Genomic DNA, 21564 nt, shown 5'->3' with positions numbered 1-21564 from the left:
ACAAAAAGAAGGAAAGAAAAATGGCAAAAGGACAATCTCTACAAGATCCTTACTTGAATGCATTACGTCGTGAACGTATTCCTGTTTCAATTTATTTAGTCAACGGCATTAAATTACAAGGGCAAATCGAATCGTTTGACCAATTCGTGATTTTATTAAAGAACACTGTCAATCAAATGGTTTATAAACACGCGATTTCAACTGTTGTGCCGGCACGGACGGTAGGACATCATAACACCGCACCACAGCAACCAAGCCAACAAGCGCTTTCTTCTGTAGAAACCAACACGGATGAGCCAGCAGAATAATTAAATAGTATAGAACTGCATTAAACGGCATCAGACTGTGTTAACTTAAACTAAAAATGCGGTGAATTCTTAACGTGTTCACCGCATTTTTTCTTTCACCCTTCCGCCAATCTCCGCCTCTCATGTTAGATCGCGCCATTCACTACCTCAGCCAAACAATTACGATTTTCCAATACCGTATTGACGTAATTTATTGGCAATTGCCGTATGAGATACCCCCAAGCGAGTGGCCAGTTTTCTGGAACTGGGATATTTTGCATAAAATTTATGAAGTACCGCTGCCTCAAAACGCCCAACTATCTCATCCAACGTACTGTCTTCTGTGATAAATTCATCAATAAACGACGCTGTCTCCTGCCCATGGGAATTTTGTGGCGCTAATCCTAAATCCTCAATCTTCAACCGGTTGTTTTGGCATAAAGAACAGGCACGATATAAGGCATTATAAAGCTCACGAAGATTGCCCGGCCAAGGATAGTCTTGTAAATATCGCAAGAGATGCTCATCTAAGTACGGTGGAAAAATGCCGAGTTTTTCACTAATTTCTTGAATGAACTGATGGCTTAACAGCGCAATATCTTCCTGACGCTCACGCAGCAAAGGCAACGTTAAACTCAACACATTCAGCCGATGAAACAAATCACTGCGCATTTTGCCTAGCTCTACATAATGTTGTAACGGCTGTTGGGCAGTACAAATCACCCGCACGTTGGCATAACGTTCCTCTTCCTCCCCCACACGACGAAACGTGCCGTCACTCAAAAAACGCAACAACTTCGCCTGCAAGGTCAACGGCAACTCCTCTACCCCGTCTAACAGAACGGTACCACCATCGGCATATTCAAAAAAACCGATAAATTCACCGTCTTTATTTCGACGCCCAAACATCTCCGTTTCTGCATCTTCCCTCGGAATGCCGGCACAATTGACAGCCAAAAACGCATGATCACGACGTTCGCTAAAATCATGACACGCCTTTGCGATCACCTCTTTGCCCGTACCGGTTTCGCCTTGAATGAGCAAAGGAGCATCCAGCAAAGCAAACTTTTTCGCTTTCTCAATCACCTCTTGCATTCGTGGATTTTGGCTGACAATTTGTGCAAAAGGTTCGGTGTTTTTTGAAGTTGTCATATACGTCTCAGAAATTGAAAAACGGCCTAATAATAACCTGATGAAGAAAAATCGCCAACGCCTTTGGCAAGATTTATTGACAGCTTAGGCAATGGTTTACACGTTCTCTTTTTGCTTAAATTTAACTTGATCTAAGACTGTGCTACTTAAATGACTGAGCAATTCTTTATGCAATTGTGATAAACGAGGTTTTTCATTTGATTGAAATGCCAGCGGGCGGCAAAATTCCATGGCTTTAATACCTAAACGGGCAGTCAATATGCCCACACCAATACCTTGCGCGGCACGCGCTGACAATTTTGCCGTCAGATCTTGCGATAACCAATTCACGCCTAAATCCTGAATCAATTCCGTCGCCCCGGCAAACGCCATATTCACCAAGACCATACGCAACAAACGAATACGACTAAAATAGCCCAACTCAATGCCATAAATCTGTGCAATCTGGTTAATCAAACGAATGTTGCGCCATGCGATGAAGAAAATATCCACCAACGCCAACGGACTAATTGCCACCAACGCTGCCGATTCCGTCGAGGCTTTGGTGATCAATTTTTTGGCTTGTTTATCCACAGGCTGTAGCACATTTTGACTAAATAAATGCAAAATCTCATGGGCGGAATAGGCTTCATGAATTTGTTTTTGCCATTGCATAAAATCAGGGTTTTGCCTATCAATATGAACTAATTTGCTCACGTCTTGGCATAAGCTGACCGCCTGTTGATGTTCCGCAGATGAAAAAACATCTTTAAAATTGACCGCACTTTTCAGCCATTGTTGGCTTAGTGTTTGAATTTCTGCCCGATGGCGTAATTTCGCCAAACGCCGCCATTCGCCGACAATCGCCGAGATGCCGAGTAAAATAACGGCACAAGCGACCAAGGAAAAGGCAAAATAAATCCATTGATTTTGTTGCCAGGCATCCACCAGCCATTGTACCGATTGTGCCACAGAGGCGACAAAAAATAAGAGACTCACACCACCTAATATTTTTTTCCACCAACGCGGTTTCGGTTGCAGACTCTGCTCAAATTGTTGTTCTAACAATTCGCCTTCAAAAATCCCATTCGCCTCCTCTGTGTCAGGTACTGCCTGCGCTTCGTGAAATTCCTGTTTGGCGATAAATGCCGATTGCGCATTGAGATCCTCATTCATATCGCTTTCATTTTGTGTAAACACTTTTTTCTCCACGACCTGCCTCCTACAATTTATCGCCCAACAAAAATTGCAACACCGCATCCATTCGCAAGTGCGGTATATTTTCGCCTTGTTCTAAACGGCACGGTTCAAATTGGTCGAATTCAAATTTCTGATTTTGCCAAAAATCGGCACTCGGCAATCGTCCCGGCACACTGCCCGGATAAAGTGTCACTTTCTGCTTATCAGAAGAACGAATGCCTTGCAGCGCTTTAAATGATTGACCGTTTTGATTCACCATCACTTGTTGTGTCGCACGGATAGATGCAATTGCGGTGTAATCCGTCACAATATCGGCAAATTCGACATAACGCCCACCTTCTTGTACTAACTGACGCATCAAGCCAATTAAATTCGGCAGTTGGTCTGTAGTGATATGATCCGCCTTGGTAGCAATAAACATCAATTTATCAATTTTCGGCGAAAAAAGACGATTTAAAAGATGCCGTTTGCCATAATGAAAATTGCGAAAGAGCTGATGTAGCGCCTGTTGCATATCGCTAAAAGCTTGTCGGCTATGATTTAACGGTGTTAAGCAATCCGCCAAAATAACTTGTCGATCAAAGGTCTCAAAATAATTTTCGTAAAACCCTTTTACAATATGCTGACGATAATACTCATAGCGTTTAGTCAACACAGCAAAATAACTGTCACTTTTCGCCTCACGCTTTAGCTGTTGCCATTGTGACGCACTCAAATGCAATAATGGGAAGAATTGCAAGGCAGGCGCACCCTCAAGCTCACCGGGTAACACAAAGCGTCCCGGCTGAATAAAATGCAACCCTTGTTTCTTACATTGCCACAAATAATCAGTGTAATCTTTGGCAAGCTGCGCCAAAATGTCTTCATCTGCGGCATCAGTCAGCTGAATTTTGGCCATTTTCGTTAACCAAGACTGCACCAACGCTGCGTGTGTGCCGTTAAGTTGTCGTTGTAATTCCAACGACCATTCTTCAAACCCTAAATCCAATAAGGGCAAATCCAACAACCATTCACCGGGATAATCAAAAATATCTAAATATAACGTGCCTTTTTCTTTCAAATGACGCAGCAAGCCATCACTTCGTTGATAACGGATCGCTAAACGGGTTTCACTCACGCCTCGGGTAGATTGCGGCCAAATCGGTGGGTCTTGAGATAAGGCATTCAAATTTCCTTCATAATCAAAACGCGGGATCGATAAATCTAATTGAGGCACTCGTTGTACCGCCAGAATTCGGTGTTGGCGGGCAGCATCAAAGAGTGGCAAATGCCCGTTATCCACTCGATTAATGTGTAACATTTGATTCATTAAGCTAGTAATAAACGCAGTTTTCCCACTTCTACTCAACCCCGTCACGGCAATGCGTAAGGTCCGATCCAAACCACGATTAACCAGCTCGTTTAATTCTTTTTGCAGATGATTTAGCATACTCGTCTTCTTAATATATGACGTCAATAATGGGAGACATTATACCGAAAAAATGAAGATGGGCTTAATTTGCTTGGAAATAAAAGAAAAGTGCGGTCAAAACAAGAGAATTTTGAGAAGGGTTTGCTCGCGGCGTATGAGGCGAATCAATCACATAAGCGATTTATGCATCATTTTCGTTACGTTTTTATTCTGCCAAAAAGCCATGTTGATACATAATGCGTTTTGCCGTATCTGACATTAAAAACTGAAAAAATAAACGGGTAATCACATTCTCACTCAGTTGCGCAGCAGAATAGGTCGCCTTGATATTAAATTCAGGTGGGAAAGGATAAAAACGCAGATTTTCATTTGCTAATTTGTACATATAATTGGCGTAACCAATCATCATATCCGCATGATTGTTTTGCAAAATATACTTAGAGGCAATTTCACCTTGCGGAATAACCAACGCACTTTTTTCACCCCCCACCAACGGCATCGCACGCTGTTTTAATAAACGACCAGGTTCGGGATAGGCTTTTTCTAACAGTTCAAACAAGTGCCAAGTGTAATCCCCACAAGGATCCGCAATAGGCGTGGAGGTTGCCAAACGCAAGGATTCATCAAACAAAATATCTAATGTATCGCGGTGTTGATAATGTTCGGTATTTAAAGTGGTAAGAATCAGTTGATTAAAGGCGAGGATTTGCTGGTTATAAATACATTTCGTAGCAGATAGGATGTTGATATTTTGCAAATTAGCACTAATAAAAATATCACAGTATTCATCAGCTTCCAGGCGTTGTCGCAACAACCCCGCCGGCGCTAAATGTAAATGAACTTCCACCGGGTTTTTCTGCTTGAAAATCGTCACGAGCTCATTTAAAACATGACGAAAACTGCCTGCGCTAAAAATCGTTAAATTCAACATTTTTTGATCCTATGAAAGCCACTTAATACGCTGTCGTACACAGGGACAAAATGCGTAAATTCATGGTTTTGATAGTGAGCTTCCTGCACCAACATGGGTAAATGAAATCACTGTGTCAAATTCTCTGCCGTCAACACATCATCAGTTTGGCCAAATAACAGGTTTTGCTTATTCATCAACAAAACTTTATTCGCCACGGCAACCACATGATTCAGTTGATGCATTGTCAATATGACCGTTAATCTATGTTCTTTCACCCACTGTTGCAATAACGATAACACAGTATTTTGATTCGCTAAATCCAAAGCAGAGGTCGGCTCATCCAATGGCATTAATTTGCATTCGGAAGCCATGGTATTTTAGTTGAACGATAACATTACTTAAAAAATAAAGTGGTCGATAGACTAAACCACTTTATCACAGGCGGAGAAATTTCAAACGCGTGAGAAAACAATCGCACTTAATTTCAATCAATACCCTTTTTGATACACCAATTCAGCCAATTTCACGCCTAATAAGGCAATATCAAAGCGTTGTTCGTCTGCCACTAACCAGAATTGAACGCCATTTTCCACTGCTGTAAGCCCGCCGATATGTAACTTGGCGGCTTCCCCGGCTTCTGCTTCACCGTTGGTTACCGGTGTGAATAATTGGGTTTCATTGAAATCCACCAACGCATTGTCTTGCCATGCGTTGATTTGTGATTGCATATCCAATTCATAGTCGGATAACAATGTCACTGTTTGCGCCATGCCATAAAACACTGGCACTTGTACTTGATGGAAGATCACATTTCGCAATTGCGGGAAGATTTTTTCCACTTGCGTCGCCAAATTTACGGCGTGTTTTGTCGATGGAAACACATCAAAAGCCAAGCGTTGCTGTTCTTCGTCGAGCGGAATGCCGTTTAACAATTGCGCCGTTTGACCGGCAAGTTTTGAGACGGTTTCACTGTTAATATAGGAAGCCGGTAATAATGACGTAACTAACACTTGTGATAGGTTTGCATCACGTGCTAATTGTGACACGGAGAAAATAAATTGGGTTACTTGCTGATCAGGCAACGAAACAATGTTACGTTGTAGTGAAATCAACTGTTCGTTATTAACACTTGGTACGATCACCGGCACATCATTTAACGTTGCGCATACGCCGTTCAAGTCAATCACCATGCACCCTGCACTCGCGGCTTTGGCAATGTGTGTCGCGTGCGCTAATTCACCGGCGAAAAAAACGTAATCAAAATCCGACCATTCGGTTTCATCTAACGCAATTTGTGCCACGCTTTTATTATTAAAACGAATGCCTTGTTCTTCGGCAAAAGGGAAAAGTTCCACGACGGATACCTTTTCAATTTCTAAACAACTCTGCTCTAATGCTTCTGCTAACTTCTCGCATAAATCAAATTCGGCGACGAGGGCGACATTTAATCTTGTACTCATTTTTCTCTCCGCAGTAAAATAAAAGGCTACATTCTACTGAATTATCACAAGGAAATACAATGACGCCGGCAATTGACTTACTGAAAAAGCACAACGTTCCTTTTACCCTACATCACTACGATCACGATCCTGACAATACCCATTTTGGCGATGAGGCCGCCGAAAAACTTGGTATTAACCCAGACCAATCCTTCAAAACCTTATTGGTCGCCGAAAACGGTGATCAGAAAAAACTGGCTTGTTTCGTGTTGCCAACCAGCCATATGTTAAGCTTAAAAAAAGCCGCCAAAGCCTTAGGCGCGAAAAAAGTCGATATGGCAGACAAAGAGGCCGCCCAGAAAAGCACGGGTTATTTGGTGGGCGGCATCAGCCCATTAGGGCAAAAGAAACGCATCGCCACCGTAATTGAACAATCCGCCCTCAATTTTGACACAATTTTTGTCTCCGGCGGCAAACGCGGATTAAGCGTAGAACTCGCCCCACAAGATTTGGCAAAAATAGTCAATGCACCATTTCTTGACATTCTGGATGAAAAATAAAGTGCGGTCATTTTTTATAAAATTTTAAATAATCGACACGCTTTAAGTGTTGGTATTTTCCGTGATTTACACATAATTTTTGAATTTTTTTATAGAACCGTAGCGTGCAACTTGTTGCACGAAATGAATAACGTGCTTGACGATTGATAATACGTTGGTTGAAAAAATACTTCCAAAAATCACCACACTTTATTTCGTTCCGTGATTGATTCTGTCGTGCATCAAAATGCACGCTACGCAGGAAATCATAAATCGTAGCGTGCAACTTGTTGCACGAAATGAATAACGCGCTTGACGGTTGATAATACGTTGATTGAAAAAATACTTCCCAAAATCACTGCACTTTAGTTCGTTCCGTGATTGATTCTGTCGTGCATCAAGATGCACGCTACGCAGGAAATCATAAATCGTAGCGTGCAACTTGTTGCACGAAATGAATAACGCGCTTGACTGTTGATAATACGTTGGTTGAAAAAACACTTCCAAAAATCACCGCACTTTAGTTCGCTCCGTGATGGATTCTGTCGTGCATCAAGATGCACGCTACGAGCGAAATCATGAATTGTGCATCGAGATTAATCATTCGTGCAACAAGATGCACGCTACGGGGTAAATAAAGTGCGGTCATTTTTTATGAAACTTTAAATGACCGATACGCTTTAAGACTGGCATTTTCCGTGATTCACACATAATTCTTGAGTTTTTTTATAGGTTTTTCTGCCAAAAGGTGCAAAAATGAACCGCACTTTATAAAGCGCTTCTAAAACTGTGATGGATGTCTGTTTTTTACATGCGCTAAAGGCGTAAACTCTACCTTACCCTATCAAATTCTCTATTTCTGACATTTATAAGGAGTTAATGTGAAATTAGATGAAATTGCCAAACTTGCCGGTGTCTCTTGCACAACGGTGAGCTATGTTGTAAACGGAAAAGCCAAGCGATACCGTGTGAGTGATAGCACCATCAAAAAAGTGGAAGCCTTGATTAAACAATATGATTTTAAACCCAATGCAATGGCCGCCAGCCTACGTGTAGGCAAAAGTAAAACCATCGGTTTAATTATTCCGGATTTTGAGAATATCAGTTATGCCAAAATTGCTAACAATTTAGAAAATCATTTAAGAGAAATCGGCTATCAATTACTGATTTCTTGCTCTAACGATAAAGTTAAAAATGAAGAAGACTGCGTAAAACACTTGTTACAACGCCAAATTGATGCCTTGGTGGTCTCTTCCGCATTGCCTTACAACACGGATTTTTATCAGCACACCAACATTCCGGTGATCGGTTTTGATCGCCAAATTCTATCGCCCAATGTCGTGAATCTTTTAACGGACGATGAAGGCGATGCCTATCGGTTAAGCCATGAGCTAGTCAAGCAAGCCAAACAACAACGTATTCTGTTTTTTGGCGCATTACCTGAATTGCCCATCAGCCAAGCCCGTGAAAAAGGCTTTCGTCGGGCGTTAAACGGGAAAAACATTAGCGCAACCTATTTGTACACGGATAACTTCCATAAAAACCATGCGGCCACCGCATTTTCCCGTTGGTTAGATCAAAATGAATTACCGACCTCGATTTTTACCACTTCTTTTACGCTGTTAGAAGGCGTGTTACTGGTGTTATTACAGCGACAAGGGCATATTCCGTCTCAACTCATGATTGCGACCTTTGGGCATTTTGAAATGTTGGAATTATTGGAAAATGCCGTGATTTGCAGTGTGCAAGATTACGACAAAATATCGCGCTCGTTGTTAAATCTTGCGTTGAATGCGCTCTCGAAAAAACATAAAAACACGGTGAACACAACGCCTTTAATGCGGAAAATTGTTAAGTATCACTGTTGATACTCGGAATGCTAAGTGGTGGGGGAAGCGGTTCCGGTTCTCCCAAAAAGTGCGGTTCTTTTTCGATGAGAATATCCCAAACTGCCTGTAGGCGTGCAAAAAACTCTCTGATTCTCACCCAAGAAGACACTTGCGGATAATCGGCGACAAAACAAATGGCGTCGATCTTGTGGAATTTTGCAATAAACAAGGCACGCTCACAATGGAACTTCTGCGAAATAATGGTAAAAGAATGTGCCTGAAAGACTTGATCGGCGCGAACCACCGAATCCAATGTACGAAATCCGGCGAAATCTAAATAAATAAATTCCGGCGGTACGCCCATTCTTTTCAGATCTTTAAGCATCGTTCGTGGCTCATTGTATTGGCGCGTGCGATTGTCTCCGCTTAACAATAAATAATCCACTTTTCTCGCTTCAAATAGACGTTGTGCCGCTAACAAGCGATTATGATAAAACAGATTCAATGCGTTATTGGCAAAGTACTTTGATGTGCCAAGCACTAAGCCGTAAGGGCGATTTGGGATTTTGGCAATATCGTAATAAATGTTCTCCCGAACATAATAACCAATCATGGCATCTACGATAATCAATAAAAAAACAGAAAACGCCATAAATCCACTCAAATAGCGCACGATTCGCTTAATGTGCAATCTGTCAAACAGGTTTTGTAACGTTTCTTTTAAAGCCAATTTCATTGAGGTGATTCAGATAAAAATGATTATTAACAAAATAATCAAAACAACACGGAAATTCAAGCGTAATCTTTGTTTCTACAGACTTCAAAACTTCTAGATGTTTAGATGGCTAAATTTCCTTGACAAGCGCCAAGGCAAGCGGTAGTTTATGCGCCTATTCTTGATAACCCAAATGCCGGCAATGACAATTAAAACAACAACGCTTTTTACCCAGCAACCCTTAGATCTCCTCTTAGGTGGCCAACTTGATCATATTGATGTCGCCTACCAAACCTATGGTGAGCTCAATGCGGAGAAAAGCAATGCGGTATTGATTTGTCATGCATTAACCGGTGATGCCGAACCCTATTTTGCGAAAGAGCAACATCAAGAAGGCTGGTGGCAAAATTTTATGGGTGATGGTTTGGCATTAGACACCTCCCGTTATTTCTTTATTTGTTCGAATGTTCTCGGCGGCTGTAAAGGCACTACCGGTCCAGCTTCGCTTAATCCGAAAACCAACCGCCCTTATGGCAGTCAATTTCCTTCTGTGATGGTGCAAGATTTAATCAAAGTACAAAAAGCCTTGCTGGATACCCTCGAAATCCCGCATTTACACGCCATTATTGGTGGCTCTTTCGGCGGTATGCAAGCCACTCAATGGGCGATTGATTACCCGGATTTTGTCTCTAATGTGGTCAATCTTTGCTCTTCCCTTTCTTTCAGCGCAGAAGCCATCGGATTTAATCATGTCATGCGACAAGCTGTCATTAACGATCCGCATTTCAACAATGGCGATTATTATGATGGCGAAAAACCGGATAAAGGGCTCGCCATTGCGCGTATGCTGGGTATGCTCACTTATCGCACCGATATACAATTAAATAAAGCCTTTGGTCGCGCCACCAAAGCGGAGGGGAATTTACAGGGCGATTATTTCCAAGTGGAATCCTATTTAAGTTATCAAGGACAGAAATTTCTTGCCCGATTCGATGCCAATAGCTATTTGCATTTATTGCGCGCGTTAGATTTATACGATCCCAGCATCGGGTATGCCGATTTGAACACGGCACTTTCTCGCATCAAAGCCGCTTACACCCTCGTTGCGGTAGAAAACGATCAACTTTTTAAGCTGCCGGAATTGCGTAAAAGTAAGCAATTATTAGAACAAAGTGGGGTGCGTTTGACGTATCATGAATTTGCCTCCGATTACGGGCATGATGCGTTTTTGGTGGACTACGCGTTTTTTGAAAAGAAAATTCGTGACGGCTTGGCTGGCAACACCTTAAATACATAAAAAACAAACCGCACTTTAAGATGAAATCCGCTGAATTCCTCTTAAAGTGCGGTTTATTTTTCGTGATTTTCTGTCTAAAAAATTGATGTGGCCAAAATCACAACAACACTTAAAGACAACACAACCATCATCATGGCATAACCAAAAGTACCCATTTTTAACCTCGTTAATCATTGATCTAGTATGAAACTTGCCACATTTTAACAAAAAATTTACGCGAAACGCCAGCCTAATCTGAAAAAGTGTGACAAAGTACAAAATTTTGCCTTTCCGCCCTTAACCAATCCTCCTTCCCTCTTTATAATAGCTCAAATTTTTTTTACGGAGCAAATTATGGCAACGATCAAAGATGTCGCCAAAATGGCCGGCGTTTCCACCACCACTGTCTCGCACGTGATCAACAAAACTCGCTTTGTTGCAGAGGATACCGAGAAATTAGTCTTACAAGCCATTAAAGATCTCAATTATTCGCCAAGTGCGGTAGCGCGTAGCCTAAAAATTAATACCACGAAATCCATCGGTATGATTGTTACCACCAGCGAAACGCCTTATTTTGCAGAAATTATTCATGCCGTAGAAGAACATTGCTACCGCCAAGGATATTCGCTCTTTCTGTGCAATACGCAAAATAACGCAGAAAAAATCCGCAATCATTTGGATATGCTTGCTCAAAAACGAGTAGATGGCATTTTAGTAATGTGTTCGGAGTATTTGCCGGATTCCTTGAATATCTTAACTAACTTTGAAACCATCCCAATGGTTGTCATGGATTGGGGCCCGAATGTTGATACGGATATCATTCAAGACAACAGTTTTAATGGCGGTTATTTAGCCACTCAACATCTTATTGAAAATGGTCATAAACACATTGGGATTATTGCCGGTGAACTCTCCAAAACCACAGCAAAAACCCGTTACGAAGGCTTTGTGCACGCCATGCAAGAAGCCGGATTAACCATCAACCCCAATTGGGTGATGGAAGGTTTTTTTGAACCGGAAGACGGCTATGAATGCATGAACAAAATTTTACGGCAAGACACCTTGCCAACAGCCGTATTTTGTTGCAATGACGTGATGGCATTAGGCGCAATTTCCGCTATTGGCGAAAAAGGCTTGCGTGTGCCGGATGATATTTCAATCATTGGCTATGATAATATTCACGCCTCCCGTTTTTATGCACCACCGCTCACAACGATTCACCAATCCAAATCCCGCTTAGGCGTTCAGGCGGTCAATTTGTTATTTGAACGCATTAACCACAAATCTGAACAGAGGGAAACGATTGAAATCCACCCCGAACTGGTCGTTCGCAAATCAGTGAAAAAAATCTCGTAAAGCTTTTGGGAGACAGGCATGGAACATGACATTAACGATTTAATCGCGATTTTTAATCAATGTTTTGAACAAGAATACAACACGAAATTGGTTAAAGGTGGCGATGAACCCTTATATGTGCCGGCAAATGACACTTGCCCCTATAATGCCATCTATTTTGCTCGCGGTTTTTATAGTAGCGGACTACACGAAATTGCTCATTGGTTAGTCGCCGGAAAAGAACGTCGCAAATTGGAGGATTTTGGCTATTGGTACGAACCCGATGGCAGAACGGAAGAACAGCAACGATTATTTGAGCAAGTTGAAGTCAAACCACAAGCCTTAGAATGGATTCTTGCTACCGCGGCAAATTTTCGTTATTTTGCAAGCTCGGATAATCTCAATGGTCAGCCCGGCGACACCCAACCGTTTAAACTCGCCGTTTATCGACAAGTGCAACATTATGCCTCAGCAGGCTTACCGAAACGTGCCGAAACACTCCGTCAGGCGCTGGCGAAATTCTATGGTACGGAAGATACCATTGACCTAGCCAAATTTGATGTCACCAAAATCTAACTCAGTGATTCTCTCTCATTTTTAACCGCACTTTTACGTATTCTTTCTTTTCTGAAGCCTAAAAGTGCGGTGTTTTTTTCCATTATTCTTTCCAGATAATATGATATTGGCGATCCTTTTCTTCATGAGAAATCAGGAATTTGGCAAAAACGTCATCCATCACATCTTGCGCATTCACCAACCCAATCCACACTTCCGCATAAGCCTCCGGATCGATTAAAACCCCGATTTCCTCTTCCCAATTCTCCGCCGTTTCAACAAATTCAACCGCACCGCGATCTTCAAATTGAAGGTTAAACAACAGAATATCTGCCGGAGAAAGATTCTCTGGTGCCATTTCAAGGAAAATATCGTAAGCCATGTCAATGGCCATATCAGGATCAAGTTTCATTCGTTCAGTCCTATTTCAGTTTCATTAATAAAATTGAGGGGAATCATAGCATATTCTGCCCCAAGACCGGTCGTTTTCTTAATTTCTCACACCAAGTGCGGTGTGTTTTAAGATCGTTTTAATTCATTTATACAAACCTTAAGGCTTCGTATATAATGAGCCGCTTTCCAGATAACCGAATAAACACAATGAATACAGCAAACTCAATCGAAAAAAAACAAAATTACAATTTCAATAAATTACAAAAACGCCTGCGCCGTAACGTCGGCAATGCCATTGCCGATTTCAATATGATCGAGGAAGGCGATAAAGTGATGGTATACCTTTCCGGCGGCAAAGACAGCTATACCCTATTGGATATTTTGCTCAATCTACAACAAAACGCACCGGTCAATTTCGAGATCGTGGCGGTGAATTTAGACCAAAAACAACCGGGCTTTCCGGAACACGTTCTGCCGACATATTTACAAAAAATCGGCGTGAATTACAAAATTGTTGAAGAAAATACCTACGGCATCGTGAAAGAAAAAATCCCCGAAGGTAAAACCACCTGCTCGCTTTGCTCGCGTTTACGTCGTGGAATTTTATACCGTACGGCGACCGAATTAGGCGCAACTAAAATCGCCTTAGGGCATCATCGTGATGATATGTTGGCAACGCTGTTTCTCAATATGTTCTACGGCGGAAAATTAAAATCCATGCCACCTAAATTGATTTCTGACGATGGCAAGCACATTGTGATTCGTCCGCTGGCGTATTGCAAAGAGAAAGACATTGAAAAATATGCCACCGCGAAAGCGTTCCCGATTATTCCTTGCAATCTCTGTGGTTCTCAACCTAACTTACAACGTCAAGTCGTCAAAGAAATGCTAAATACGTGGGATCGCCAATATCCGGGCCGTTTAGAAACCATGTTTAGCGCCATGCAAAACATTACTCTTTCGCATTTATGTGATCCGAAATGCTTTGATTTTAAAGGCATAAAACAGGGTCAGTTATTTGATGGCATCGAAGGGGACACGGCATTTGATGAAGAAAAGATCACCCCGATGCCATTTAACGATGACGATCAGGCCGATTTCACTGAACAAGGTATGATTGCCTTTAAAGAAGTCAAATAAAAACACTATCAAACAAACGCAAAAAAATAGCACTGATATGCTTCTCAGTGCTATTTTTGTTTATATCGACCTTGATGGCTGACTCAATGTCAAAAACTCACCTACAGTATGAAAAGAGCCAAAGACCAGCACAGTATCATTTTTATTAGCCATTTCCACCGCACTTTTCACGCCTTCTGCCACAGAATCGGCACTGCTGCCCTGCACCGTCGTCAAATGCTGTTGTTCGGCAACTTGTCGCAAGGTGAGCAATAATGCTTTCCCCTCTTGCCCGCGATACCCCCCTAACGTGACGCAGTGCCATTCATCCACAAGTGGAAGTAAAGGTGTCAACACACCTGCCGCATCTTTATCTTTTAAAATACCGCAAACCGCAATCAGTTTTCCTTGCGATTGGGCTTTAAGTGCGGTCAGTTTTTCTGCCAAATAACGTGCTGCGTGCGGATTATGCCCCACATCAATTATCATACGTGGTAGTAGGGCTTCCACTTCACGCTGAACCACTTGTGCTAAATGCGTTAAGCTTTCCGGTTTCATCGTTTGAAAACGCCCGGTGAGTTCCACCTCAAGCAAGGATTTTTTCACGGTTTCAAGAGAAATTTCAAACGGCAATTTTTGGACTGCCGCCAATGCAGTTGCCGCATTAGCTAACGGAATGTGGCAAAGCGGTAAATCCGCGAGCAAATTCCACCGCACTTTTTCGTCTTCACGCGTGGTTTGCCATGTCCAGTTTTGTTCCTGTTGGCAAAAATGCCAATCAAGGTGACGACAAAATAATTGGCAACCTAATGTTTCGGCATGCGCCAACATGCTTTGCGGAATGTTGGGTTCACCGATAATCACCGGTTTATTGGCACGGAAAATTCCCGCTTTTTCAAAACCGATTTGATCGCGCGTAGAACCGAGGAAATCCGTATGATCAATGTCAATACTGGTAATGACCGCCATATCATTGTCCACGATATTCGTGGCATCCAAGCGACCGCCTAGCCCGACTTCTAAAATCACCACATCCAATTTTGCCTGTTTAAACAAATGTAACGCAGACAACGTGCTGAATTCAAAATACGTTAATGATTGCGTTTTATTTTGCTCAATATACGCAAAAGACGCCGTGTGCTGTGTATCATCCAACTCGTGATTCTGAATACGAACACGTTCGTTATAACGTAACAAATGGGGAGAAGAATACACGCCGACACGATAACCGGCATTCAATAACATAGTTTCTAACAAACGACAAGTGGTACCTTTACCATTTGTACCGCCCACGGTAATCACGAAAGGCGCTGGCGTGAGCAAATCCAATTCTTGGGCGACAGATTTAATGCGTTCCAGCCCTAAATCAATCGCTTTAAAATGGCTGTTTTCCAAATAAGAAAGCCACTCGTCGAGTGGCGAAGTGGCTTTTAACATTGTGTTCATATTTATTCTTCTGTGATTAATTCGCTTTCCACAAAAGGAGATGGCTTATTCATCAGTTTGCTGACCAAACTCGCCAAGGTATTACGCATATCAGCACGTTTTACGATCATGTCGATAGCGCCTTTTTCCAATAAAAATTCACTGCGTTGGAAGCCTTCCGGCAATTTTTCACGCACGGTTTGTTCAATCACGCGAGGGCCGGCAAAACCGATTAATGCTTTTGGTTCAGCAATGTTGATATCGCCCAACATCGCGAAACTTGCAGAAACGCCACCTAGTGTTGGATCCGTTAAGACGGAAATGAATGGCACGCCTTTTTCACGCATTTTAGCCAACACGGCGCTGGTTTTTGCCATTTGCATCAGGGAGAACAAGGCTTCCTGCATACGTGCGCCACCACTGGCAGAGAAACAGACAAACGGACAATTTTCTTCAATGGCTTTTTCTGCGGCTTTGACAAATTTCGCCCCTACCACAGATCCCATGGAGCCGCCCATAAAGCTAAAGTTAGAGGCAGCAGCCACAATCGGCATATTGTATAACGTACCGTAAAATGCAATTAAGGCATCTTTTTCGCCGGTATCTTTCTGAGCGGCGGTAATACGATCTTTATATTTCTTCAAGTCTTTGAATTTCAAGATATCTTTCGGTTCTAACTCTGCCGCTAATTCTTGTGCGCTGTTTTGATCCAATAAGCCCAATAAACGTTCACGCGCATCAATGCGCATATGGTGGCCGCATTTCGGGCAAACTTCCAAATGACGCTTTAATTCTTCACGATATAGCACCTGTTCGCATGAGGTACATTTTGTCCACACGCCTTCAGGTACATTGGCCTTGCGGGAAGAAGACGAAGTGCTTTTACTAAAAATTCTATCAATCCAGCTCATATTTAACCTTTTTCTCTTGATTAACAAAAAATTGTGGGCTATTAGACCATAATTTTAAAAAATTTTATAGCAATTTATACTGATCTGATTAGTCATCAAGTGCGGTCATTTTCCCGAGTATTTTTATCTGATAAAAACGTTAGAAAAACTGACCGCACTTTGATCTGCACCCGAAAACCTGGACACCTATTTTGAAGTGCAGATTATGTCCTACTCTTATCAATTTCGTTTGAAAATTATCAAACTCGTCACCGAACAGAAGTATGGTATCCGTGAGGTGGCTAAACTTCATCAAATTTCCCACGCTCTCGTCATTTATTGGCTAAAAGCATTTCGGGAAAGAGGGATTAATGGCGTAAAATCGCCTTATACAAACCTTCAAACACCGAAAATAGTGAAGTCAAAAATGAAAAAGAAAGACATTGAAATCCCGGAAACAACAGACTTTTCCCCTAAAGTGTTTAAAAAGTTACAACGAGAACTCGCCTTGGCTCGTGCGGAGATTGCTTACCTAAAGGAGTTGGAGAATCTCGACCGTCAAAAACAACGACAGAAAAAAGAAAACTCATTGAAAGATTGAAGCCAGACCATGCGTTAAATGATTTACTTCATGTGGCTAAAATGCCTCGCTCAAGCTTTTACTATAAAGAGATTAAGCGAACTTATCACGAGGTAAAAGAGGCTATCTTATCGCTGTACAAAAAGAGCAGAAACCGAGATGGTTATCGCCCCATGACGTGTAAATTACGTCAAATAGGTTTTAATTTGAATCATAAGACGGTGTTAAGACTAATGAATGCGTTAGGTATTCATTCCATTTTACGCAAAAAAAGACATGGAAAACGCGGGAAAACATCGCATATTGCCCCGAATTTGCTGAATCGTGATTTTACAGCAACGGCACTCAATCAAAAATGGGTAACGGATGTAACGGAATTTCATGTTGGGCAAGAAAAGCTTTATTTTTCACCATTGATGGACTTGGCTAACCGAGAAATTATTGCCTATAACTTTGCGACACGCCCGAAGTTTTCATTGGTAAAAAAGATGTTAGCACAAGGGCTTAGTCGGCTTAAACCGACAGAATGCCCGATTATTCATAGCGACCAAGGCGTATTGTATGGCACGGCAGAATGGGTGAAAATATTGGAGGGGAAAGCGGTTCAAAGTATGAGTCGCCGAGGAAATTGCTACGATAATGCGGTGGTTGAAAGCTTTTTGGCGATATTAAAATCCGAGTGTTTTTACTCACGGAGCTATCATTCAATCGGTGAATTACAGGCTGAAATTGAAGAATATTTAAGTTAACTAACCTGTCCAACTTTTTGGGGGACAGATCGCTTTTTCCGCTAATTTTTACTTTATCCAACAGCGCTGTATAATGTCACGCTTTTGAATATAAACGATATGAGGGGGAAGCTCATGATTAAAATCGATACCTTACCGCAATTTTTGCGTAACAAAGTGGCGGAAAACGATGCCTTTGGTCTCGTGGAGGGCTTGTGCCAATTATTACGTAGCAGCCCCACAGAAAAAATTTCTCCGACCTTGCATTTGTTTAAGTTTATCTTAAAGAACGATAAAGAATTAGGCTGTTCTGTTTCGAAATTATTATGTGGTTGGTTATGTGGTTTACGCCTTTACCCCTTGTTTATTAGTAGCGGTATTCTTACACGTGGCGGTTTTGGACAGGAGATGAAAACGCGTATTTATGAGCGTTTTAACCCCTCTTTTAAAGATATTAATGATTTACGTGATATTTTTTATTTATTGTTCAGTGATAAAAATGATGCCCGCTGGATTGATGCCGTTCCCTTAAAAACGTGGCGAGGCGTATTTGGCGTTTTAACCCGTTATACAGAACAAAAAGATCGTGAACGTTTAAGAAACCATATTGAAAGTGAAGGATTATTTGCCATTGAAATGCTTTCAATTTGGATTGCGGCTGAAGATATGGATCCTGAACTGATGCGAATGGAACCCTCTCTGCTGAATGCTGATTCCCCTTTTGTGGCATTGCATCATGAAGTGGTGAATTGGTTACAGGCGCGTCGCCAATCAACCGTTTTTGATAATAGCCATTTACAGGTAATGTTTAGCCAATGTCAAAGACTGGTTGAGCGTTTGCAAAATCGTGGGGCAGTGGTGGGCTCTTCTTTAAATACAGCTTATTTATTGGAGCGTCTTTCTCAGACCTTAGAACGATTAGAAACCTTGATGGCGATTTTTGTTTCAAATCGCTATTTACCACGACGAATATTGTTATTAACCGGCTGTTTTGCCCGCGCAGCAGCAGAAAAACATAGCATCACCCGATTATGGAAACAAAGCTCAAGATTAATTTCACGTAGCATTACCCAAAATGCGGGCGATCATGGCGAGCATTACATTACGCGAGATAAAAAAGAGTACTGGGCAATGTTTTATTCTGCGGCAGGTGGTGGTGTATTAATTGCACTGATGGCGCTATTTAAAACCTATTTAGGCAGCATTATTGATGATAAAGTCTGGAAAGGTCTTGCCGAAGGTTTAAATTACGGCTTCGGTTTTATGGTGATCTTTATGTTGCATTTCACGGTTGCAACCAAACAGCCAGCCATGACAGCTGCTCGTTTTGCTGAGGCAGTAGAGAAAAATCCACAAGGCAAAACATTAAATATGAAATTAGCCCAGTTATTAGTGGATGTATTTCGTTCCCAAAGCGTGGCCGTTTTAGGCAATGTAGTAGTTGCTATGGGATTAGCGGCATTAATTGCTTTTGTTTATCAACATCAAACAGGTGAGCCATTGATGAATTCAGAGAAAATAGCCTATCAATTACACCGTATTGATCCTTTAGATGGTTCTTTATGGTTCGCAGCTATTGCAGGTGTATGGTTATTCTGCTCCGGAATTATTTCTGGCTATTTTGATAATCGTAGCAATTATTTGAATATGCGCATGCGTTTAGCACAACATCCGTTATTAAAAAAATTGATGTCTGAGAAGTCTCGCGTTAAATTTGCTAATTATATGCATGAGAATTATGGTTCGCTTATTGGTAACTTCTGTTTTGGTATGTTACTTGGGCTTACCGGTTTAGTGGGATATTTAACTCATCTCCCGTTAGATATTCGTCATGTTGCATTTTCATCAGCGAATTTAGGATATAGTGCAGTCAGTGGACAATTTGCCTATCCATTCTTTTTACAATGCATTGCTTTTGTGTTGCTGATTGGTTTAGTGAATTTAATAGTCAGTTTTTCATTGACACTTTGGGTCGCACTGCGCTCTTTAAATACGGAAATTGACAGCTGGTGGGCAATTTGGCATGAAGTTTGTCAAATTGTGAAAAAACGACCATTGAGCTTATTTTTTCCCGTTCAATTAGATAAATAATCGGCTTAAGTGATCTGCACCCGAAAACCTGGACACCTATTTTGAGGTGCAGATTATATCCTACTCTTATCAATTTCGTTTGAAAATTATCAAACTCGTCACCGAACAGGAGTATGGTATCCGTGAGGTGGCTAAACTTCATCAAATTTCCCATGCGCTCGTCATTTATTGGCTAAAAGCATTTCGGGAAAGAGGGCTTGATGGCGTAAAATCGCCTCATACAAACCTTCAAACCCCGAAAATAGTGAAGTCAAAAATAACAATCCGCACGTAAAACGTGCGGTTTTTAGGCTCCCCTATAAGGGCCTATACTTCACAAGCCCCTCAAGGGGCTTGTGAAAACTGACAACCGTGTCTAATTACTTCCTTGACTACCCCTTAAAGGGGTCAATATGTTCTTCCGTTGATAAATTATCTTGAACCATATCTTCTTTTTCTTGATTCCTTATATAGATCTTCATAACTTTTGTATTTAAGCCCACGATGCTGACAAAAAATCCTTTCACTCGGAAATGTCTATTTTCATATCTCTATTTTAGTGAATTATAGCGTGCAACTTGTTGCACGAAATCGTGAATGCCCGAAAGGGTTAAATAACGTTCCGTGCGTGATTCGGTCGTGCATCAAGATGCACGCTACGAGGGGTAAATAATCCTCCTATATGTTGAATTTTGGTTGTCAGCCTTGTTCATTATATAGCGAGGATTTTTTCTGTTCATCGCTTAAGCTATTTGTCTCCATACGCATAGCGTATGGTTTTTATAGCCAGACTTTGCCTGGCTATAATGAAAAAGAAAGACATTGAAATCCCGGAAACAACAGACTTTTCACCTAAAGCGTTTAAAAAGTTACAACGAGAACTCGCCTTGGCGCGTGCGGAGATCGCTTACCTAAAGGAGTTGGAGGCGCTCGACCGTCAAAAACAACGACAGAAAAAAGAAAAATCATTGAAAGATTGAAGCCAAACTACGCATTAAATGATTTACTTCGTGTGGCTAAAATGCCTCGTTCAAGCTTTTACTATAAAGAGATTAAGCGAAATTATCACGAGGTAAAAGAGACTATCTTATCGCTGTACAAAAAGAGCAGAAACCGAGATGGTTATCGCCCCATGACGTTTAAATTACGCCAAATGGGTTTCCACTTGAATCATAAGACGGTGTTAAGACTAATGAATGCGTTAGGTATTCATTCCATTTTACGCAAGAAAAGCTTTATTTTTCACCGTTGATGGACTTGGCTAACCGAGAAATTATTGCCTATAACTTTGCGACACGCCCGAAGTTTTCATTGGTAAAAAAGATGTTAGAACAAGGGCTTAGTAGGATTAAACCGACAGAATGCCTGATTATTCATAGCGACCAAGGTGTATTGTATGGCACGACGGAATGGATGAAAATGTTGGAAGGTAAAGCGGTTCAAAGTATGGGCCGCCGAGGAAATTGTTACGACAATGCGGTGATTGAAAGCTTTTTTGCGATACTAAAATCAGAGTGTTTTTACTCACGGACTTATCATTCAATCACTGAATTACAGGCTGAAATTGAAGAATATTTAGTGTATTACAACCAAAAACGAATTAAACCTGCTTTCAAAGGATTGAGCCCGGTGCAATACCGAGCTCAATATTTAAGTTAACTAACCTGTCCAACTTTTTGGGGAGGCAGATCAAAGCGCGGTTAAAAATTTAGAGGATTTTTAACCGCAC

Annotated in this window: 21 protein-coding genes and 4 pseudogenes; 14 read left to right on the top strand and 11 right to left on the bottom strand. The window is 41.5% G+C overall.

Going from position 1 to position 21564, the window contains the following annotated elements:
* Positions 1-20 precede the first annotated feature (20 nt).
* Positions 21-308: an RNA chaperone Hfq gene (hfq, locus tag AC30SF_RS04425; protein WP_489607686.1), complete on the top strand. Its 288-nt coding sequence runs from the start codon at positions 21-23 to the stop codon at positions 306-308.
* A 159-nt stretch (positions 309-467) separates the two neighbouring features.
* Here the strand turns inward: hfq and AC30SF_RS04420 are convergent, their stop codons facing one another.
* From AC30SF_RS04420 to AC30SF_RS04395, 6 genes are all read right to left on the bottom strand, one after another.
* Positions 468-1439: a sigma 54-interacting transcriptional regulator gene (locus AC30SF_RS04420; protein ID WP_489607685.1), complete on the bottom strand. Its 972-nt coding sequence runs from the start codon at positions 1437-1439 to the stop codon at positions 468-470.
* A gap of 96 nt (positions 1440-1535) precedes the next feature.
* A complete protein-coding gene (locus AC30SF_RS04415; RefSeq protein WP_489607684.1) occupies positions 1536-2630 on the bottom strand; it encodes a TIGR01620 family protein in 1095 nt (364 codons plus the stop codon).
* Positions 2631-2640: 10 nt separating this feature from the next.
* Positions 2641-4047 (bottom strand): YcjX family GTP-binding protein, encoded by a 1407-nt coding sequence (locus AC30SF_RS04410; RefSeq protein ID WP_489607683.1) that lies wholly within the window; start codon positions 4045-4047, stop codon positions 2641-2643.
* A 187-nt stretch (positions 4048-4234) separates the two neighbouring features.
* On the bottom strand, positions 4235-4960 hold the full coding sequence (locus AC30SF_RS04405; protein ID WP_489607682.1) for a substrate-binding domain-containing protein: 726 nt from the start codon (positions 4958-4960) through the stop codon (positions 4235-4237).
* Between the two features lie 107 nt (positions 4961-5067).
* Positions 5068-5313: an ATP-binding cassette domain-containing protein gene (locus tag AC30SF_RS04400; protein ID WP_021615249.1), complete on the bottom strand. Its 246-nt coding sequence runs from the start codon at positions 5311-5313 to the stop codon at positions 5068-5070.
* A 117-nt stretch (positions 5314-5430) separates the two neighbouring features.
* The gene (locus AC30SF_RS04395) at positions 5431-6402 is read right to left on the bottom strand and encodes an oxidoreductase (protein ID WP_489607681.1); all 972 of its coding nucleotides are present in this window, start codon (positions 6400-6402) and stop codon (positions 5431-5433) included.
* 59 nt (positions 6403-6461) lie between these two features.
* On the opposite strand from AC30SF_RS04395, the gene ybaK reads away from it, so the two are divergent.
* Positions 6462-6941 (top strand): Cys-tRNA(Pro) deacylase, encoded by a 480-nt coding sequence (gene ybaK / locus AC30SF_RS04390; RefSeq protein ID WP_489607680.1) that lies wholly within the window; start codon positions 6462-6464, stop codon positions 6939-6941.
* Positions 6942-7801: 860 nt separating this feature from the next.
* Positions 7802-8788 (top strand): catabolite repressor/activator, encoded by a 987-nt coding sequence (gene cra / locus AC30SF_RS04385; RefSeq protein ID WP_489607679.1) that lies wholly within the window; start codon positions 7802-7804, stop codon positions 8786-8788.
* Here the strand turns inward: cra and AC30SF_RS04380 are convergent.
* The gene (locus AC30SF_RS04380) at positions 8772-9485 is read right to left on the bottom strand and encodes a SanA/YdcF family protein (RefSeq protein WP_489607678.1); all 714 of its coding nucleotides are present in this window, start codon (positions 9483-9485) and stop codon (positions 8772-8774) included. The two genes, cra and AC30SF_RS04380, sit on opposite strands and share 17 nt — an antisense overlap.
* Before the next feature lie 181 nt (positions 9486-9666).
* Between AC30SF_RS04380 and metX the strand changes: the two genes are divergently transcribed.
* The 3 genes from metX to AC30SF_RS04365 all read left to right on the top strand — a co-directional run bounded on the left by metX (position 9667) and on the right by AC30SF_RS04365 (position 12651).
* Complete coding sequence (gene metX / locus AC30SF_RS04375; RefSeq protein WP_489607677.1) at positions 9667-10761, top strand: homoserine O-acetyltransferase MetX; 1095 nt, start codon at positions 9667-9669, stop codon at positions 10759-10761.
* Between the two features lie 333 nt (positions 10762-11094).
* A complete protein-coding gene (gene purR / locus AC30SF_RS04370) occupies positions 11095-12096 on the top strand; it encodes an HTH-type transcriptional repressor PurR (RefSeq protein WP_209362539.1) in 1002 nt (333 codons plus the stop codon).
* A gap of 18 nt (positions 12097-12114) precedes the next feature.
* Complete coding sequence (locus tag AC30SF_RS04365; RefSeq protein ID WP_021615240.1) at positions 12115-12651, top strand: elongation factor P hydroxylase; 537 nt, start codon at positions 12115-12117, stop codon at positions 12649-12651.
* A gap of 82 nt (positions 12652-12733) precedes the next feature.
* Here the strand turns inward: AC30SF_RS04365 and AC30SF_RS04360 are convergent, their stop codons facing one another.
* Complete coding sequence (locus AC30SF_RS04360) at positions 12734-13042, bottom strand: HI1450 family dsDNA-mimic protein (protein WP_489607676.1); 309 nt, start codon at positions 13040-13042, stop codon at positions 12734-12736.
* 188 nt (positions 13043-13230) lie between these two features.
* On the opposite strand from AC30SF_RS04360, the gene ttcA reads away from it, so the two are divergent.
* The gene (ttcA, locus tag AC30SF_RS04355; protein WP_489607675.1) at positions 13231-14163 is read left to right on the top strand and encodes a tRNA 2-thiocytidine(32) synthetase TtcA; all 933 of its coding nucleotides are present in this window, start codon (positions 13231-13233) and stop codon (positions 14161-14163) included.
* Between the two features lie 60 nt (positions 14164-14223).
* Here ttcA and folC read toward each other — a convergent pair whose 3' ends face one another.
* Positions 14224-15588, bottom strand: a complete 1365-nt coding sequence (gene folC / locus AC30SF_RS04350; RefSeq protein ID WP_489607674.1) for a bifunctional tetrahydrofolate synthase/dihydrofolate synthase — start codon at positions 15586-15588, stop codon at positions 14224-14226.
* A gap of 2 nt (positions 15589-15590) precedes the next feature.
* Positions 15591-16478: an acetyl-CoA carboxylase, carboxyltransferase subunit beta gene (gene accD, locus AC30SF_RS04345; protein WP_489607673.1), complete on the bottom strand. Its 888-nt coding sequence runs from the start codon at positions 16476-16478 to the stop codon at positions 15591-15593.
* A gap of 205 nt (positions 16479-16683) precedes the next feature.
* Here accD and AC30SF_RS04340 point away from each other — a divergent pair, with 205 nt between their 5' ends.
* From AC30SF_RS04340 to AC30SF_RS04325, 4 genes and pseudogenes are all read left to right on the top strand, one after another.
* Positions 16684-17058 carry a transposase gene (locus AC30SF_RS04340; RefSeq protein ID WP_489607672.1) on the top strand — a complete coding sequence of 125 codons (375 nt, stop codon included), beginning with the start codon at positions 16684-16686 and terminating at the stop codon, positions 17056-17058.
* Entirely contained in the window at positions 17055-17786 is a 732-nt protein-coding gene (locus AC30SF_RS04335) for an IS3 family transposase (RefSeq protein WP_489607671.1), read from the top strand. The genes AC30SF_RS04340 and AC30SF_RS04335 overlap by 4 nt, the downstream gene beginning before the upstream one ends.
* Positions 17787-17900: 114 nt before the next feature.
* A complete protein-coding gene (locus AC30SF_RS04330) occupies positions 17901-19856 on the top strand; it encodes a site-specific recombinase (protein ID WP_489607670.1) in 1956 nt (651 codons plus the stop codon).
* Between the two features lie 55 nt (positions 19857-19911).
* Positions 19912-20115, top strand: a pseudogene (locus AC30SF_RS04325) (transposase); the annotation flags it as partial.
* Between the two features lie 112 nt (positions 20116-20227).
* Here AC30SF_RS04325 and AC30SF_RS04320 read toward each other — a convergent pair.
* Positions 20228-20386: pseudogene (locus tag AC30SF_RS04320) on the bottom strand (IS200/IS605 family transposase); the annotation flags it as partial.
* Between the two features lie 255 nt (positions 20387-20641).
* Between AC30SF_RS04320 and AC30SF_RS04315 the strand changes: the two are divergent.
* The 3 genes and pseudogenes from AC30SF_RS04315 to AC30SF_RS04305 all read left to right on the top strand — a co-directional run.
* A pseudogene (locus AC30SF_RS04315) lies at positions 20642-20815 on the top strand (transposase); the annotation flags it as partial.
* A gap of 41 nt (positions 20816-20856) precedes the next feature.
* Entirely contained in the window at positions 20857-21087 is a 231-nt protein-coding gene (locus AC30SF_RS04310) for an IS3 family transposase (RefSeq protein WP_489607669.1), read from the top strand.
* Positions 21060-21494, top strand: a pseudogene (locus AC30SF_RS04305) (IS3 family transposase); the annotation flags it as partial. The gene AC30SF_RS04310 and the pseudogene AC30SF_RS04305, both read left to right, overlap by 28 nt.
* Positions 21495-21564 lie beyond the last annotated feature (70 nt).

The organism is Aggregatibacter valvarum (assembly GCF_980468985.1).
Note: the sequence above shows the minus strand (reverse complement) of the source record. Positions and strands in the feature narration are given on the sequence as shown.